Raw genomic sequence first — 16,666 nt, 5'->3', positions numbered from 1 at the left:
CGCGATCTTCACGAATGTTCTCCTTGGTCTGGAACCGGAGGCGGCTGGATGTTCCCGCCGTCATAGCTGCGCTCGAACGCATCGATCCGGCCGGACTGCGCGAGCGTGTAGCCGAGCTCGTCGATGCCGTTGACGAGGCAGGTCTTGGCGAAGGGCTCGATCTCGAAGGGATGGCGGTCGCCGTCCGGCAGAGCCACCTCCTGCGCCGGCAGGTTGACCGCCAGCACGGCACCCGGCGAGGACTCCAGCTGCGCCAGCAGCGGCGTCACCACCGCCTGCGGCAGCACGATCGGCAGCAGCCCGTTCTTCAGGCTGTTGTTGAAGAAGATGTCGCCGAAGCTGGGGGCGATCACGGCCCGGATGCCGTAGTCGTAAAGCGCCCAGACCGCATGCTCGCGGGAGGAGCCGCAGCCGAAGTTGCGATCGGCAACCAGGATGCGGGCAGGGCGGTAGGCCGGGTGGTTGAGAATGAATTCCGCCACCTCCGACCCGTCCTTGCGGAAGCGGAACTCGGCGAACAGGAACCGCCCGAAATCCTCCGAGCGCAGCTTCTGCAGATACTGCGCCGGGATGATCTGGTCGGTGTCGCAATTGACCCGGGCGATGGGCACGGCCACGGCCTCGAGCCGTTCGAAGCGGTCCATGCTCAGCCTCCGGCCAGCAGCCGGCGGACATCGGTCAGCCGGCCGGTCACCGCCGCCGCCGCCGCCATGGCCGGGCTCATCAGATGGGTGCGCGCGCCCGGTCCTTGCCGGCCGACGAAGTTGCGGTTGGAGGTCGAGGCGCAGCGCTGCCCCGGCGCCACCGTGTCGCCGTTGGTGGCCAGGCACATCGAGCAGCCGGAGAAGCGCCAGTCGAAGCCGGCAGCCGCGAAGATCCGGTCCAGCCCCTCGGCCTCGGCCTGCGCCTTGACCTGCTGCGATCCCGGCACCGCCCAGGCCTCGACGCCGGGCGCGACCTTGCGGCCGTCGATCACCACCGCGGCGCTGCGCAGATCCTCGATCCGGCCGTTGGTGCAGGAGCCGATGAACACCCGGTCGATCCCAATCTCCTCCAGCGCCGTGCCGGGCACCAGCCCCATATAGGCCAGCGCCCGCTGCATGCCGTCGCGCCGGCCGGCATCGGCCGCCTCGGCCGGGTCCGGGATGCGGCCGGTGATCGGGGCGGCGTCCTCGGGCGTCGTGCCCCAGGTCACCATCGGAGCGATCGCCGCCGCGTCCAGCGTGACCTCGCGGTCGAAGGCGGCGTCGTCGTCCGACCGCAGCGCCCGCCAGTCCTCCACCGCCCGGTCCCAGCCGGCACCCTGCGGCGCGTAGGGGCGCCCCGCTAGATAGGCGAAGGTGGTGTCGTCCGGCGCGATCATGCCGGCCCGGCCGCCGGCCTCGATCGACATGTTGCAGACGGTCAGCCGGCCTTCCATCGACAGGGCCCGGACCGCGCTGCCGGCATATTCCAGGACATGGCCTGCGGCGCCGGCGACGCCGATCTCGGCGATGATCGCCAGGATGATGTCCTTGGCGGTCACGCCCGGCGCCAGCGTGCCGTCGACCGAGACGCGCATGCGCCGCGGCCGGCGCTGCCACAGCGACTGGGTCGCCAGCACGTGCCCGACTTCGGTGGCGCCGATGCCGAAGGCCAGCGCGCCGAGCGCGCCATGGGTCGAGGTGTGGCTGTCGGCGCAGACGATGGTCATGCCCGGCAGGCTCAGGCCCTGTTCCGGCCCGACCACGTGGACGATGCCCTGGCGCGGGTCGCCGAGGCCGAACAGGGTGATGCCGGACTCCGCCGCGTCGCGCTGCAGCGCCTCGATCATGGCGCGGCGCTCGGGGTGGTTGATCGCCGCCATGTCCCGCCGGTGGGTCGGGACATAGTGATCGGGCGTGCCGAAGATGCGGTGCGGCGCGCGCGGCTTCAGCCCGCGCTGGCGCAGCATGTCGAAGGCGGTGGCGGTAACGTCGTGGATGAAGTGGCGGTCGATGAACAGGAGGTCCTGGCCATCCTCCCGCGTCATGATCCGGTGCCGGTCCCAGATCTTGTCGAACAGGGTCTGCGGCGTTGGGCTCGCGTCCGGGCTCACGGCTTCCTTCCCATGCGGCGGCATCGTGAAGCGGCGGACCTGCGGGCCGGTGCGCTTCAAGGCTTTGGCGGTTCGATTTCCGCCATGCTGCCGCAGGCCGTGTCCGGCCCGGAATCGTGATTGGCAAGCCTGCCATCGCGAACGGCGATGGCAGAGACGCCCGGATCTGCCACAGTGCCCGACGCCCATTGCGTGGAGAGCGCCATGCAGTTCGACCTGCTGTCCCTGAAGCTGTTCATCGCGGTCTGCGAGCACCGCAGCATCGCCCGCGCGGCCGAGGTCGAGCACATCGCGGCCTCGGCGGTCAGCAAGCGCATGTCCGACATGGAGAAGCGGATAGGATCGCCGCTGTTCCACCGCAGCAACCGCGGGCTGGAGCTGACCTCCGCCGCCCATGCGCTGCTGCGGCACGCGCATATCGTGATGCGCGACCTGATGCAGATGGAGCGGGAGCTGGTCGACCATGCCAAGGGCATGCGCGGGCAGATCCGCCTGCATGCGAGCGTCTCGACCATCGTGCAGTACCTGTCGAACGACCTGCGCGACTTCCTGGCCCTGCACCCGGCCATCCGCATCGACCTGGAGGAGGGGCTGAGCCGCGAGGTCTGCCGGGCGGTGTCCGAGAACGCCGCCGACATCGGCATCTTCGGCGGGCCGCTGCTGTTCCCCGACCTGCGCATCCTGCCCTATCGCAGCGACCACCTGATGGTGCTGATGCCGGCGGACCATCCGCTGTGCGGCGCGGAGAAACTGACCTTCGCCGAGATCGCCCGCTACGACCTGGTCGGGCCGCAGACCGGCAGCTATCTCGATTCCCTGGTGATGCGCGCGGGGGCCGAGCTCAGCCAGCCGCTGCGGCTGCGCATCCGGGTGAACGGCTTCGAGCCGGCGCGCAGCATGGTCGAGGCCGGGCTCGGCATCGCCCTGGTCCCGGAGCTGCACGCCGCGCGCTACACCGAGGGCGGCCAGGTGGTGGCGGTGCCGCTCGACGAGCCCTGGGCCCTGCGGCACTGGAAGATCTGCACCCGGGACGCGGCGTCGCTGCCGCCGCCAGTCCAGGTCCTTGTCCAGCACCTGACCACGCGCGGCACGGCCTAGCCCGGAACCATCGCCATCAGCGATGGCGGCCTTCCCAATGATGTCGGCGGCCGGCCGCCGGGGCCGTGCCACAGTCCCCTCCAAGACGGCCGGCAACGACCGACCGGTACCAACGGGAGGGTCCGATGAAGCGCGTCCTCGCCATGTCCCTGTGCTCCGCGCTGCTGCTCGCCTGGACCGGCACCACCGGCGTCCAGGCCGCGCCGGAGAAGACCGAGATCCACCTGGCCGCCGCGGGGACGGGCTTCCCCTATCTGCCCTTCCTGGTCGCGGCCCAGCGCGGCTACTTCAAGGATGAGGGCCTCGACGTGCAGATCGGGGTGTTCGCCGGCGGCTCCAAGGCGCTGGAGGCGCTGATGGGCGGCAGCGCCGACATCGTCGCCGGCGCCTATTCCAACACGATCAGCATGGCGGCCAAGGGCCAGCCCCTGGTGTCCTTCGCCATCCAGGCGAACTGCCCGGACTGGGTGTTCGGGGTGACGAAGGCGAACAAGGACTCGATCAGGTCCCTCGCCGACCTGAAGGGCAAGCGGATCGGCGTCAGCGCTCCGGGGTCGAGCTTCCACATGGGCGTCAACTACCTGCTGGCCAAGGCCGGGCTACATCCCGACGACGTGTCGATCGTCGGCATCGGCGCGTCCTCCGGCGCGGTCGCGGCGGCGAAGGCCGGGCTGGTCGATGCGCTGATGACCAATGATCCGGTGGCGACGATCCTGGAAGAGAGCGGCGACCTGACCCCGCTGATCGAGATGCGCAGCGAGGACGGCAACCGGAAGGCCTTCGGCGGCGATTATCCGGAGGCTGCGATCTACAGCACCCGCGACTTCGTCGAGGCCAACCCGAACACCGTGCAGGCGGTGGCCAACGCGATCGTGCGGGCGGAGAGATGGATGGCCGCGGCGTCGCCGGAGGAGGTGGCCGACAGCGTGCCGCAGGATTACATGGTCACCGACAAGGCGCTGTTCGCCGGGGCCTATTCCAAGCTGCGCCGCTGCCTCTCGCGCGACGGCATGATGACCGAGGAATCCGCTGTCCTGGTCCGCGCCGTGCTGGCAGCCTTCGACCCGGCGATCGCCGATGCGAAGATCGATCTGACCGCGACCTACGACAACCGCTTCGTGCAGACTTACGCCGCCAAGGCCGGCCAGCCCTGATCCTGGCCTGAAGCAAGGGAGAAGCAGCATGCCGGACATCCGCGTCGTCGCCAGCGGGCTCCAGTTCCCGGAAGGGCCGGTGGTCGAGGCCAACGGCTCCATCCTCCTCGTCGAGATCCAGCGCGAGACCGTCAGCCGGGTCCGCCCCGACGGCACGGTCGAGGTGGTGGCCCGGCTCGGCGGCGGGCCGAACGGCTTGGCAGTCGGCCCGGACGGGGCGCTCTATGTCTGCAACAACGGCGGTTTCCTGTTCCAGACCGTCGCCGGCTACAACCGGACCCGCCGCGGCGTCCACCCGCACTACACCAGCGGCCGGATCGAGCGCCTGGATCCCGCCACCGGCGAGGTCCGCACCCTCTCGACCGCTGCGGCGACCACCCGCTGTGTGGCCCGAACGACATCGTCTTCGACCGCTCCGGCGGCTTCTACTTCACCGATTACGGCAAGCACCGCGAGCGCGATCGTGACCATGGCGGCCTGTACTACGCCCTGGCCGACGGCTCGCGGATCGTCGAGATCGCCCATCCGATGGAGACGCCGAACGGCGTCGGCCTGTCGCCGGACGAGTCGGTGGTCTATGTCTCGGAGACCGAGACCGGCCGCCTCTGGGCCTTCGATCTCGAGGCGCCGGGGCAGCCGAAGCGGCACCCGTTTCCGTCCCCGCATGGCGGCCGGCTGGTCTGCGGCCTGCCTGGCTATCAGCGCTTCGACAGCATGGCGGTGGACGCCCTTGGCAATATCTGCGTCGCCACGCTGATCACCGGCTGCATCACCGTGATCGCCCCGGATGGCACCGTGCTGCGCCAGGTCGCGCTGCCGGACCCGATCGCCACCAACATCTGCTTCGGCGGGCCGGACCGGAAGACCGCCTACATCACCCTGTCCGGCACCGGGCAGCTGGTGGCAATGGACTGGCCCGAGCCGGGGCATCCGCTGGCCTTCTCCCGATAGCGAAGGCCAGCGATCACCCGGCCTCCTCCATCGCACTGGCCTCCTGGACGATCCACTGCTCGAACGCCTTGACCAGGGGAGAGCTGCGCTGCGGCTGGGGATAGGCCAGGTAGTAGCCGCTGCCGGTCTTGATCCGCAGCCCCAGCGGCTCGACCAGCCGGCCGGTGCGCAGGTCCTCCTCGACGAAGGCGCGCTGCGCCATGACGATGCCGAGCTCGTCGACCGCCGCCTGATAGGCCAGCGCCGAATTCTCGAATTTCAGCCCGCTGTTGCCGTCGACCGTGGTCACCCCGGCCGCGTCCAGCCAGGTCGGCCAGTCGTCGGGCCGGTGCAGCGAGCACAGCAGGACGTGGCGGGACAGGTCGGCCGGGTCGGCCGGCGCGCCGGTCCGCTGCAGCAGGCCCGGGCTGCACACCGGCAGGAGGGTCTCGCCGAACAGCCGGCGGCAGGCCAGGCCGGTCAGCGGCGCCGGGCCGGAATGGATGCAGATGTCGATGTCCTCGCGATCGAAATCGACCGTCTGGTGCGATGTCGTGATCTGCACGTCGATCTGCCGGTGCAGCGCATGGAACCGCGCCAGCCGGGGCACGAACCAGCGGATGGCGAAGGTCGGCGGCAGCTTGATGCGCAGCGTGTTGCCGGCCGGACGGTGGTACCGCAGGCGGTGCACCTGGGTCTCGATCTGGTCGAAGGCGGTGCCCAGCACCGCGGCCAGGGCGGCGCCTTCCGGCGTGATCTCGATGCCCCGGCGGATGCGCGCGCACAGTTTCAGCCCGATCCATTCTTCCAGCTGCGAGACATGGCGGCTGACGGCGCCCTGGGTCACCGACAGCTCCTGCGCCGCGCGGGTCAGGCTGCCGTTCCGGGCGGCGGATTCGAAGGCGCGCAGGGCGTTCAGCGGCGGCAGGCGGCGGTTCATCTGCTCTGAGTTTTCCTGGGAGAAATATGAGCAAATTGACTCTATTCGTCGCGGTGGACGGGCGCTAGCCTTCATCGTGCACATGGCACTGCCCGTCGATTTCTGCAGGGCACGAGCCATGAGGGACGACGCCGGGACGGCCTGCCGATGCAGCCGCCGGCAGGGAGGATCATGATGCCAGCCTTGCGCCGGCTCCCTTTGCCCGCCCTGGCGGGACCTATCGGCCATGCCTGGTGAGCCGCGCGGCGCGGCGCCGCTCACGGTCTTCGAGAAGATCTGGATCTCCCACCTCATCCGGCGGCTGGACGACGGCCGCGACCTGATCTTCGTCGACCGGCATGTGCTGCAGGAGACCACGAGCGCGCCGGCCTTCGAGGGCCTGCGCCGCGCCGGCCGCGCGGTGCGGCATCCGGAGCTGACGGTCGCGACCCAGGACCACATCGTCTCCACCGCGCCGGGCCGCACCGAGGACAGCAACCCGACCGGGCGTGAGTTGCTGCACCTGATGCGCCGCAATGCCGGCGAAAGCCATATCCGGCATTTCGGCGTGAACGATCCGCGCCAGGGCATCGTGCATGTGATCGGGCCGGAGCTCGGCCTGGCGCTGCCCGGCTGCATCCTGGCCTGCGGCGACAGCCACACCTCGACGGTCGGCGGGCTCGGGGCCATCGGCATCGGCGTTGGCACCAGCGAGGTCGAGCATGTGCTGGCGACGCAGACCCTGGCCATGGCGCGGCCGCGGCGGATGCGGGTCCGGTTCGAGGGCAGGGCAGGGGAGGGCGTCACCGCCAAGGACCTGATCCTGCGGGTGATGGGCGAGCACGGCATCGCCGCCGGCCGCGGCTGCGCCGTCGAATATGCCGGGGCGGCGATCGAGGCGCTGCCGGTCGAGGCGCGGCTGACCCTGTGCAACATGTCGATCGAGCTCGGCGCCCGGTTCGGCCTGGTGGCGCCGGACGAGACGGCGATCGACTATGTCCGCGGCCGAGAATTCGCCCCGAAGGGCGAGGCGTTCGAGCAGGCGGCCGCCGCCTGGCGGGCGCTGCGCAGCGACGACGGTGCCGAGTTCGACCGCGAGGTCGCGATCGACTGCGCCCGCATCGCACCGCAGGTCACCTGGGGGACCTCGCCGCAGGACGTTTCGGGCGTCGACGAGCGGGTGCCCGATCCTGCCGCCTTCGCCGATGCCAAGCGGCGCGACCTCGCGCCGCGGCGCTGCGCTATATGGGGCTGGAGCCGGGCACGCCGCTGGACAGCATCCCGATCGACATCGCCTTCATCGGCTCCTGCACCAATTCGCGGCTGTCCGACCTCGAGGCCGCCGCGGCGGTGGCGCGGGGGCGGCGGGTGGCGCCCGGCGTCCGGGCGCTGGTCGTGCCCGGGTCGATGAAGGTGAAGGCGGAAGCGGAGGCGCGGGGGCTGGACCGGGTGTTCCGCGACGCCGGCTTCGAATGGCGCGACGCTGGCTGCTCGATGTGCGTCAGCATCAACGAGGATGTGGTGCCGCCCGGCGCCCGCTGCATCGCCACCTCCAACCGCAACTTCGAGAACCGTCAGGGGCCGCGCAGCCGCACCCATCTGGCCAGCCCCGCCATGGCCGCCGCCGCCGCGCTCAGCGGCCGCATTGCCGACGTCCGAAAGATGCGCCCAGCATGAGACAGCCCTTCACCGCCGTCGAAGGCGTCATGGCGACGATGCTGTCCGCCAACATCAACACCGACGCGATCATCCCCTCCGCCTGGCTGCGCACGGCCACCGCCGATTACGGCCGTGGCCTGTTCGGCGGCGACCGCTACGACGCCGAGGGCCGGGAACGGCCGGATTTCGTGCTGAACCGCCCGCCATTCCGCTCGGCGAAGATCCTGCTGGCCGAGGAGAATTTCGGCTGCGGCTCGTCGCGGGAGGCCGCGGTCTGGGCGCTGCTGCAGTTCGGCATCCGCTGCGTGCTGGCCCCCAGCTTCGCCGACATCTTCTACGAGAACGCGTTCCGCAGCGGCTTGCTGTCCGGGCTGGTCGATCCGGCGACGCTGGCGGCACTGGCGCAATCCGCCAGCCGCCACGCCGGCAGCCCGGTCTACCGCGTCGACCTGCCGGCGCGGACCATCGCGGCGCCGGACGGGACGGCCTACGGCTTCCAGGTGCCGGACGCGCTGGCCCAGCCGCTGATCCGCGGCGACGATGCCATCGACACCACGCTGCGCCATGCCGACGAGATCGAGACCTATTACGCCACGGCCAGTGCCGACCGCGCCTGGCTCTACGCCTCCGCCGAACAGGGATGAGACCCGTGAACAGACCCTCCTTCCGCCATGCGCTCGCGCGCGAGACGCCGCTGGTCACGCCGTTGGCGCATGACGCCCTGTCGGCCCGGCTGATCGAGGATGCCGGCTTCAACGCCTTCACGGTCGGCGGCTCGGCCCTGCTGGCGGCGCGCCACGCCTATCCCGATATCGGGCTGATCGGGCTGACCGACATGGCGGAGGGGCTGCGCGACATCGCCGCCGCGTCCTGCCTGCCGTTCCTTGCTGATGCTGATGACGGCTATGGCGATGTCAAGAGCGTGGCCCGCACCGTCGCCGCCTATGAGGCGATCGGCGTCAGCGGTTTCCTGCTGGAGGACCAGGACCGCGACCGCAAGCAGCAGCGGGCCGAGAAGGCCGCGGCGGTGGCGGACGAGGCGGTGATCGAGGCCAAGCTGCGCACGGCGCTGGCGGTCCGCCGCAACCCGGAGACCTTCGTGATCGGCCGCACCGACGCCTATGGCCCGCTCGGCCTCGACGCCGCGATGCGGCGGGCGGAGCGGTTCCTGGCGCTGGGCGTTGACGGCGTCTTCATCGCCGGGCTACGGACCGAAGCCGACTACCGCCGCGTCGGGGCGGCGTTCAAGGGCGCCTTCCTGTCCGCCGCGATGTTCGAGGGCGGCGACACGCCCTGGCTGTCGCCGGCGGATCTCGGCGCCATGGGCTTCACCCAGGTGTCATACCCGTCCAGCCTGCTGCTGCGCGCCGTCGATGCCCTGCAGGACGGGCTGGCGGCGCTGCGCCGCCATGCCGACGGGGTCGAGGCGCTGACGCCCTTCGCCGGGGCGGCGCCGGCGCGGGCCGGGCTGGACCGGGCCGTGAAGCTGTCCCGCTGGCGGGCGATCGAGACGGCGGGCGCGCCGGCCGAGACGGTGTAATCGCGAAATCATCGACGGCGGCGGACGGTCCCGCCGCCGGCGGACAACAAGGGAGGATCAGATGGGAAGAGCGCTTTCGACGCTGGCACGGATCGCCGCGGCCTGCGTCCTGGCCGGCACGGTCGCCGCCGGTGCGGCCCGGGCCGACGACATCGTGGTCAGCAATTACGGCGTCTCGGCCAACGGCATGCCCTTCGCGGTGGCCATGGCCAAGGGCTTCTTCAAGGATGAGGGCGCGGACGTCACCGGCATCCTGTCCTCGGCCGGCGGCGGCACCACGCTGCGCAACATGCTGGCCGGCAGCGCGCCCTATGCCGAGGTCAACCCCAACGCGGTGATCGCGGCGATCCAGCAGGGCGCCGACGTCAAGATCATCAGCGACAACGTGCTGACCGTCGCCGAGTTCGTCTGGGCGGTGAAGCCCGACAGCCCGATCAAGACCATCGCCGACCTGAAGGGCAAGAAGGTCGGCTACACCAACCCCCGCTCCACCAGCCAGGCGCTGGCCACCCTGGTGCTGCAGTCCGGCGGGCTGAAGACCGAGGATGTCGAGCTGGTGAAGACCGGCGGCTTCGGCGAGGGCGTGGCGGCGCTGGATTCCGGCCTGGTCGACGCCGCGCCGGTGCCCGAGCCGCTGTGGTCGAAATACAAGGACCAGTACCGGCCGATCGCGCGGGCGACCGAGATCCTGCCGCCGATCGCCAATGTGGTCGGCGTCGCCTCCATGTCGCAGGCCGACAGCAAGGGCGACTTCATCCGCGGCGTCATCCGCGCCCGCATCAAGGCCGTGCAGTTCATGAAGGACCATCCGGACGAGGCCGGCGACATCGTCGCCAAGGCCTACAACCTGGAGCCGGAGGTGGCGCGGAACGCGGTGCGCGCCCTGATCGCCAGCAAGACCGACGGGCTCGACTACTGGGGACCGGGGCAGATCCATCTCGGCGGGCTGGAGAAGGCCATCGAGGTGCAGAAGATGGTCGGCGCGATCTCCGGCGACGTCGACGCCAAGAGCCTCGTCGACACCCGGTTCCTGCCGGACGACCTGAAGGCATTGCAATGAACATGATGACCAACCTGGCCCAGGTCTCGCTGCGGGGGGTCGACAAGGTCTTCCCCCCACCCGCCAAGACGGCGGAGCCGATCCACGCGCTGGGGCCGATCGACCTGGAGCTGCGGCGCGGCGAGTTCTTCTCCGTCGTCGGGCCGTCCGGCTGCGGCAAGTCGACCCTGCTGGAGCTGATCGCCGGCCTGTCGACGGCCTCGCGCGGCGAGGTCGCCTTCGAGGGGCGGCCGATCGCCGGGCAGATCCCGGACGGGGTCGGCGTGGTGTTCCAGGAGGATGCGTCCTTCCCCTGGCTGTCGGTGGCCGACAACATCGCCTTCGGCCTTCGGAGCATGAAGCTGGCCAAGGGCGAGCGCGAGGCCCGGATCGAGCGCGCCCTGGCGATGATGGGGCTGGCGCCCTTCGCCCGCAGCTACCCGTCCCAGCTGTCGGGCGGCATGCGCCAGCGCGTCTGCATCGCCCGGACTTTGGTGACCGAGCCGCGGCTGATCTTGCTGGACGAGCCCTTCGCGGCGCTGGACCAGCAGACGCGCCTGCTGATGGGCGACGAGGTGCTCAATCTCTGGCGCAAGACCGGCGCCACCATCTTCCTGATCACCCATGCGCTGGACGAGGCGACCATGCTGTCCGACCGCATCGGCATCATGTCGGCCCGGCCCGGGCGGCTGATCGACATCGTCGAGACCGGCTGGCCGCGGGACCGCGACAGCCGCATCGTGCAGGAGGAGCGGTTCGGGACGATCACCGCCCGGCTGTGGAGCGCGCTGCGCGAGGAATCGATCAAAGCCATCGGCAGGCCGGGCGGCGGGGGGCAGCCATGAAGCCCGCGGCCCTCTGGCGGATCGGCCTCGTCCTCGGCCTGGTCGCGCTGCTGGAAGCGCTGTGCCTCGCCGGCGTGATCGACAAGCTGACCATGCAGCCGCCCCATGCCATGGTCCTGGACATCTGGCGGATGCTGGCTTCGGGCTCGCTGAACGCGGCGATCGCCAAGACGCTGGGCAACGCGGCCATCGCCTTCCTGCTGGCCATGGTGATCGGCGTCGCCACGGCGATCGTCATCCATCGCGCCAAGGCGGTGCGCGAGGCGCTGGATCCGCTGTTCGCGACCTATTACGCGATCCCGATCTTCGCCTTCTACCCGCTGCTGATCATCCTGTTCGGCCTCGGCGACGCGCCGGAGATCTTCATCGGCACCGCGCTCGGTGTCGTCGGCGTCATCGTCAGCACGCTGAACGGGCTGGACCGCGTGCCGCGCGTGCTGATGAAGACGGCCCGGATCGCCCGCTTCGGCACGCTGGAGACGGCGTGGCGCATCACCTTGCCCTATGCCTCGCCCTACATCCTGTCGGGCGCCAAGCTGGCCGTGGCCTATTCGCTGATCGGCATCATCGGGGCGGAGTTCATCATGTCGTCGAGCGGCATGGGCTACGAGATCAGCTTCGCCTACAACAACTTCGACAACGCGACCATGTACCCGCTGATCGTCCTGGTCCTGGTGGTGGCCGGCGCCCTCAACGCCGCCCTGGGCCGGTGGGAGAAGGCGCTGATGGCGCGGCGGGGGCTGGCATGACCGCATCGTCCCTTCGCTCATCGCGCAACGGCGCGGTGCTGATCCTGGTCCTGCTCGCGATCTGGCAGGGGCTGTACTGGATGGTCGGCGACGTCGCCCTGCGCTCGCCGCTGCAGACCGTGATGTTCACGGCGACGCTGCTGGGCTCCGACATGTTCTGGCCGCATCTGGCGGAGACGGCGACGGCCTTCGGCGTGGCGCTGGCGCTGTCGGTGGCGGGGGGCCTTGCGATCGGCTTCATCCTCGGCATCAACCGCTTCGCCAACGACGTGTTCGAGCCGATGCTCGTCACCGCCTATTCGATCCCGAAGATCACGCTGTACCCGATCCTGCTGCTGATGTTCGGCCTCGGCATCTCCGCCAAGATCGCCTTCGGCACCATCCACGGCATTATTCCGGTGGCGCTGTTCACCATCAGCGCGGTGCGCAACATCCGCCCGGTCCTGGTGAAGAGCGGCCGGGTGATGGGCCTCAGGACGTTCGAGATGGTCACCCGCGTGCTGCTGCCGGCGGCGATGCCGGAGATCTTCGCCGGCCTCAGGATCGGCTTCTCGCTGACCCTGATCGGCACGCTGCTCGGCGAGATGTTCGCATCGCAGCGGGGGTTGGGCTTCCTGCTGATGAACGCGATCGGCCTGCACAACATCGACGTCATCATGGCCCTGACCTTCCTGCTGACGCTCTTCGCCGGGGCTGCGAGCATCCTGCTGCTTCATCTCAATCGAAAGCTGCAAGGTCCGGTTTGGTCCCGGTGATCCCGGTCTGAAGCACGTCAGGTTTCCGGCGCCTTCTCGGCCTTGGCTCCGGACCGATGGACTGCGAGACGACCTGCAGGATCCGGGTGATCCTCTCGGCGACCTCTCGCCCGGCCCGGCTCAGCGGCTTCTGATGGCTGGTCACGAGCACGACATGCCGGTTGACGTACGGGCTTCGGATCACGCTGCTGGCGACCAGGCCGCGCGACTGCTCCTCGGCGATGGTGTGGACGGCCTTGATCATGAAGCAGCCGCAATGCGCGGACACCGCCTTTTGCGCGACCGTCGAATCCGCATCGGCGACGATGTTCAGGGGAACCCTCAGCCGTCGCGCCACGGTGTCGATGATCATCCGCAGCCCGTTCGTCGGCGGCGGCAGGACCAGCGGAAACCGGGCGAGGTCGGCGAAGTCGATCTCCCGGGGCAGGGAAGCCCCGGGCACGAACCCCGCCAGCACCAGCCGCGACGGCAGCAGCAGCCGGTCGGGCGATGGCGCGCCTTCCCAGTACTTGCTGTAGATGCCGATATCGATCTTGCCTTCGGCGAGCCACCGCTCGTTCTCGTCGCTGAAGCCCTCCCGGATGCGGAGATGGATGCCGGGCAGCTCCCGGCGCAGCTGGTTCAGCAGGTCCGGGATCACCAACGTCACCACCGACGGCGGCAGGGCGATGGACACGAAGCCGCTCGGCAGCCGGCTGAGGCCGCGCAGATCCTCGGAAACCCGGTCGGCATCCTTCAGCAGCCCGCGAACCCGGACCAGCGCCTCCTCGCCCAGCTCCGACAGGGTCACACCCCGCCCGGTCCGGTAGAACAACGGGCCTCCCCATTCCGCCTCGAGCTCACCGATCACCCGGCTGATTGTGGGCTGTGCCAGGCCGAGATGGACGGCGGCCTTGGTGAAGCTCGACAGCTCGCAGACGCTGGCGAAGATGCGCAGGTCTCGCAGGTCCATCAGCTAACCCATCCGCAATGTGGATATCCGATATTATCAACATCTATTGGACGGATACCAGACAAGGCTCTTAGCATCCTGTCTGTCACTGCTGGCAATTCCAGAACCTGCAGATCACCCGCCGAGGGAGGACACTCATGCGCGTCCTAGAACGCCTGCGCGCCGGCTTGGCCGGAGCGCTCGTGGCCGGTTGCCTGACGACGGCCGCCTGGGCCGATACGACGGTCGTCCGTTTCCTGCACAACGAGACCGACCCGCCGAGCATCGAGTTCTTCAACCAGGCGATCGCCGAGTTCGAGACACAGAACCCGGACATCAAGATCCAGATGGAGGCGGTCAGCACCGATGGCCGCCTGCAGAAGGTCTTGGCATCGATCAATGCCAAGACCATGCCGGAGATCTTCAAGATCCTCCCGGAGGAGCGGTACGACTTCGCCCGCAAGGGCTATATCCTGCCGTTGGACGACATGATCGACGAGATCGGCCGAGGCGATTATGTGGACGGCACGCTCGTCCCGATCGACGGCAAGATCTACGACGTGCCCTACACCATCGGCAATTACGGGGTGCTGTGGCAGCGTGACGACCTGCTCAAGGCGAAGGGCCTGAAGACGCCGGCGAGCTGGGATGAGCTGGAGGCCGCTGCCAAGGCCTTGGCCGTCGACGGCAATTACGGCTTCATCTTCCCCGCCGGCAAGAACCGGATGACCAGCATCTTCTTCTCGATGATGATGTGGAATGCCGGGGGCACATATTTCGACAAGGACCTCAATCTCACCTTCGACAATCCCGGCACGGTCAAGGCGCTGACCTTCCTCAAGACCATGGCGGCGTATTCGCCGTCGGGGATCGGCAGCTACTCCTACAACGACATGATCAACGTGTATCTGACCGGGAAGATCGGGCTGGATATCTACGCGCCACGGCTGGCCGCCAACGCCGCCGCGAACACGCCCGACCTGTTCAAGAACACCAGCGCCATGCCGATGCCGGCGGGGCCCGGCGGCGTCGCCGTCAAATTCGCCAACGCCAACAGCTTCGCGCTGGCCTCACCGAAGGTCGGCGCCAAGAATGTCGACGCCGCGCGCAAGTTCCTGAAGTTCATCACCACGGGCGACCGCCTGGCGCGCTTCTCGCTGACCGCCTATCCCCACATGATCCCGCCGCTGAAGAGCGTGCAGGAGGGCGTGCTGACCAAGGGCGCGGCGCAGACGCTCAGCGGGCGCGAGGACATCGGGCGCCTGGCCTTCGACACCTCGAACACGCTCGACTTCCAGACCGAGGCGGGCGCCGTGTTCCAGGACGGCAAGGTCGTCCGCTCCGGCATCTTCAACCCCTATATCGGCGCGATCATCGCCCGGGACATTCCCGCCCAGGTCGTGCAGCGCGTGGTGCTGCAGGGCGAGGATCCGGCCGAGGCCGCAGCCTGGGGGCAGGCGCAGATGAAGCGCATCGTCGACGACCTCAAGAGCTGACGGCCGGGGCGCAGACGCCCCGGCGGACCGATCCCGCGGGCAGGATCCGCGGGAGCCATCCCCAAGGAGCCTCCATGTCTCAGGAATTGACGGGCACGCCGGTGGTTTCCCTGCGCGAGCGGGTGAAGTCTCCGCCGGCCCAGGCGCTGATCGACTCCTACTACGCCCCGGCGGTCGCCGCCGGGATCCGCTTCCAGTTCGAGGCGGAGATGCGGATCCATCTGGCCCATGCGGTGATGCTGGGCGAGCAGGCCATCGTCGGCCGGCCGGACGTGGCCCGCATCCTGGAGGTGCTGAGGGAGCTGCGCGAGGCCGGCCCATCGGTGCTGACCATCGATTACCGCCAGGAGGACCTCTACTCCTATATCGAGCGCTTCATCGTCGAGCGCCTGGGGCCGGAGACGGGGGGGCGGCTGCACATCGGGCGCAGCCGCAACGACCTGCACACCACCTCCTGGCGCCTGGCCCTGCGCGCCCGGCTGCTCGACCTGCTCGACGTTGTCGGGCAACTGCGGCGCACCCTGGTCGAGCTGGTCGAGCGCCATGTCGACACGGTAATGCCGGGCTACACCCACACCCAGCATGCCCAGCCGATCTCCCTCGGCTACTACCTGCTCTCGGCCGCCGACCTGGTCGAGCGCGATTTCCGCCGCCTGGCCGCCGCGCTGGACAGCGCCGACCGCAGCCCGCTCGGCTCCGGCGCGCTGTCGACCACGGGCTTCGCGATCGACCGCGAGATGACGGCCCGGCTGCTCGGCTTCCGGGGGCTGGTGGAGGTCGCCTATGACGGCGTCGCGATCCGCGACGACCTGCAGGAGGCCGCCGCCGCCCTGGCGGTGCTGATGGCCGGAATCTCCCGGGTCGCGACCGACCTGCAGACCTGGAACACGATGGAATTCGGATTCGTCGAGCTCGACGACGCCTTCTCCAGCGTCTCCAGCATCATGCCGCAGAAGAAGAACCCGCAGGGGCTGGAGCATGTGAAGGCGGTCGCCGGCATGGCGATCGGCACGCTGAACACCGTCCTGGCCTGTGCCAAGAACACGGCGCTGGCGGACGTCAATGACGGCGTCTCGGCCCCGAACGCGCCGGCGCTGGAGACGATCGAGCGGGTGACGAAGGCGCTGCTGGTCTTCGACGGCACCCTGAGGACGCTGACGGTCCGGCCGGAGGCGATGCGGCACGCGGCCGAGATCGGCTTCGGGACGGCGACCGAGCTGGCCGACATCATCGTGCGCGAGACCGGGCTCTCCTTCCGCATGGCGCACAACGTCGTCGGGCGCGTCGTGCGTGAGACGATCGAGGCCGGCAAGACGGCGGTCGAGATCGTGTCGGCGGACCTGGATGCGGCGGCGGCGGCCCTGTTCGACCGGTCGCTCGATATCCCGGAGGAGATCGTCCGCAAGGCGCTCGACCCGGCGGAGAACTTGAAGACCCGGTCGGTCACCGGCGGCCCGGCGCCCGAGCGCATGGC

The 16,666-nt window shown here is 69.5% G+C and carries 15 protein-coding genes and 1 pseudogene; 12 read left to right on the top strand and 4 right to left on the bottom strand.

Going from position 1 to position 16,666, the window contains the following annotated elements; genetic code table 11:
- Positions 1–8: 8 nt before the first annotated feature.
- Positions 9–644 (bottom strand): 3-isopropylmalate dehydratase small subunit, encoded by a 636-nt coding sequence (leuD, locus tag P409_RS02085; protein WP_034831298.1) that lies wholly within the window; start codon positions 642–644, stop codon positions 9–11.
- A 2-nt stretch (positions 645–646) separates the two neighbouring features.
- Positions 647–2,077 carry a 3-isopropylmalate dehydratase large subunit gene (gene leuC / locus P409_RS02080; protein ID WP_034831324.1) on the bottom strand — a complete coding sequence of 477 codons (1,431 nt, stop codon included), beginning with the start codon at positions 2,075–2,077 and terminating at the stop codon, positions 647–649.
- Between the two features lie 204 nt (positions 2,078–2,281).
- Between leuC (P409_RS02080) and P409_RS02075 the strand changes: the two genes are divergently transcribed.
- The 3 genes from P409_RS02075 to P409_RS41145 all read left to right on the top strand — a co-directional run bounded on the left by P409_RS02075 (position 2,282) and on the right by P409_RS41145 (position 5,280).
- Positions 2,282–3,175: a LysR family transcriptional regulator gene (locus tag P409_RS02075; protein ID WP_034831296.1), complete on the top strand. Its 894-nt coding sequence runs from the start codon at positions 2,282–2,284 to the stop codon at positions 3,173–3,175.
- Between the two features lie 125 nt (positions 3,176–3,300).
- Positions 3,301–4,329: an ABC transporter substrate-binding protein gene (locus P409_RS02070; protein ID WP_034831295.1), complete on the top strand. Its 1,029-nt coding sequence runs from the start codon at positions 3,301–3,303 to the stop codon at positions 4,327–4,329.
- A gap of 228 nt (positions 4,330–4,557) precedes the next feature.
- Positions 4,558–5,280 carry an SMP-30/gluconolactonase/LRE family protein gene (locus P409_RS41145; protein WP_343285488.1) on the top strand — a complete coding sequence of 241 codons (723 nt, stop codon included), beginning with the start codon at positions 4,558–4,560 and terminating at the stop codon, positions 5,278–5,280.
- Positions 5,281–5,293: 13 nt separating this feature from the next.
- Here the strand turns inward: P409_RS41145 and gcvA are convergent, their stop codons facing one another.
- Positions 5,294–6,199, bottom strand: a complete 906-nt coding sequence (gene gcvA, locus P409_RS02060) for a transcriptional regulator GcvA (RefSeq protein ID WP_034831294.1) — start codon at positions 6,197–6,199, stop codon at positions 5,294–5,296.
- A 226-nt stretch (positions 6,200–6,425) separates the two neighbouring features.
- Between gcvA and leuC (P409_RS38640) the strand changes: the two are divergent.
- From leuC (P409_RS38640) to P409_RS02025, 7 genes and pseudogenes are all read left to right on the top strand, one after another.
- Positions 6,426–7,855 (top strand): annotated as a pseudogene (gene leuC, locus P409_RS38640) (3-isopropylmalate dehydratase large subunit).
- Positions 7,852–8,481: a 3-isopropylmalate dehydratase small subunit gene (gene leuD, locus P409_RS38630; RefSeq protein WP_034831291.1), complete on the top strand. Its 630-nt coding sequence runs from the start codon at positions 7,852–7,854 to the stop codon at positions 8,479–8,481. Before leuC (P409_RS38640) ends, leuD (P409_RS38630) begins: the two are co-directional and overlap by 4 nt.
- Before the next feature lie 5 nt (positions 8,482–8,486).
- Complete coding sequence (locus P409_RS02045; RefSeq protein WP_052119919.1) at positions 8,487–9,377, top strand: isocitrate lyase/PEP mutase family protein; 891 nt, start codon at positions 8,487–8,489, stop codon at positions 9,375–9,377.
- 61 nt (positions 9,378–9,438) lie between these two features.
- Positions 9,439–10,437 carry an ABC transporter substrate-binding protein gene (locus P409_RS02040; RefSeq protein WP_052119918.1) on the top strand — a complete coding sequence of 333 codons (999 nt, stop codon included), beginning with the start codon at positions 9,439–9,441 and terminating at the stop codon, positions 10,435–10,437.
- Entirely contained in the window at positions 10,434–11,261 is an 828-nt protein-coding gene (locus P409_RS02035) for an ABC transporter ATP-binding protein (protein WP_081991141.1), read from the top strand. Before P409_RS02040 ends, P409_RS02035 begins: the two co-directional genes overlap by 4 nt.
- Complete coding sequence (locus P409_RS02030; RefSeq protein WP_034831289.1) at positions 11,258–12,010, top strand: ABC transporter permease; 753 nt, start codon at positions 11,258–11,260, stop codon at positions 12,008–12,010. The genes P409_RS02035 and P409_RS02030 overlap by 4 nt, the downstream gene beginning before the upstream one ends.
- Positions 12,007–12,765, top strand: a complete 759-nt coding sequence (locus tag P409_RS02025) for an ABC transporter permease (protein WP_034831287.1) — start codon at positions 12,007–12,009, stop codon at positions 12,763–12,765. Before P409_RS02030 ends, P409_RS02025 begins: the two co-directional genes overlap by 4 nt.
- On the opposite strand, the gene P409_RS02020 is transcribed toward P409_RS02025, so the two are convergent.
- Positions 12,728–13,717, bottom strand: a complete 990-nt coding sequence (locus P409_RS02020; RefSeq protein WP_034831285.1) for a LysR family transcriptional regulator — start codon at positions 13,715–13,717, stop codon at positions 12,728–12,730. The genes P409_RS02025 and P409_RS02020 overlap by 38 nt on opposite strands.
- Positions 13,718–13,854: 137 nt before the next feature.
- Between P409_RS02020 and P409_RS02015 the strand changes: the two genes are divergently transcribed.
- Both P409_RS02015 and argH read left to right on the top strand, forming a co-directional pair.
- The gene (locus P409_RS02015) at positions 13,855–15,192 is read left to right on the top strand and encodes an ABC transporter substrate-binding protein (RefSeq protein WP_034831284.1); all 1,338 of its coding nucleotides are present in this window, start codon (positions 13,855–13,857) and stop codon (positions 15,190–15,192) included.
- 74 nt (positions 15,193–15,266) lie between these two features.
- The coding region (argH, locus tag P409_RS02010) for an argininosuccinate lyase (protein WP_152613204.1) at positions 15,267–16,666 on the top strand (1,400 nt) is incomplete at its 3' end.

The organism is Inquilinus limosus MP06, assembly GCF_000767795.1.
In the GTDB taxonomy this organism is placed as follows: Bacteria; Pseudomonadota; Alphaproteobacteria; order DSM-16000; family Inquilinaceae; genus Inquilinus; species Inquilinus limosus_E.
This window is presented reverse-complemented; position numbering and strand designations above follow the sequence as displayed.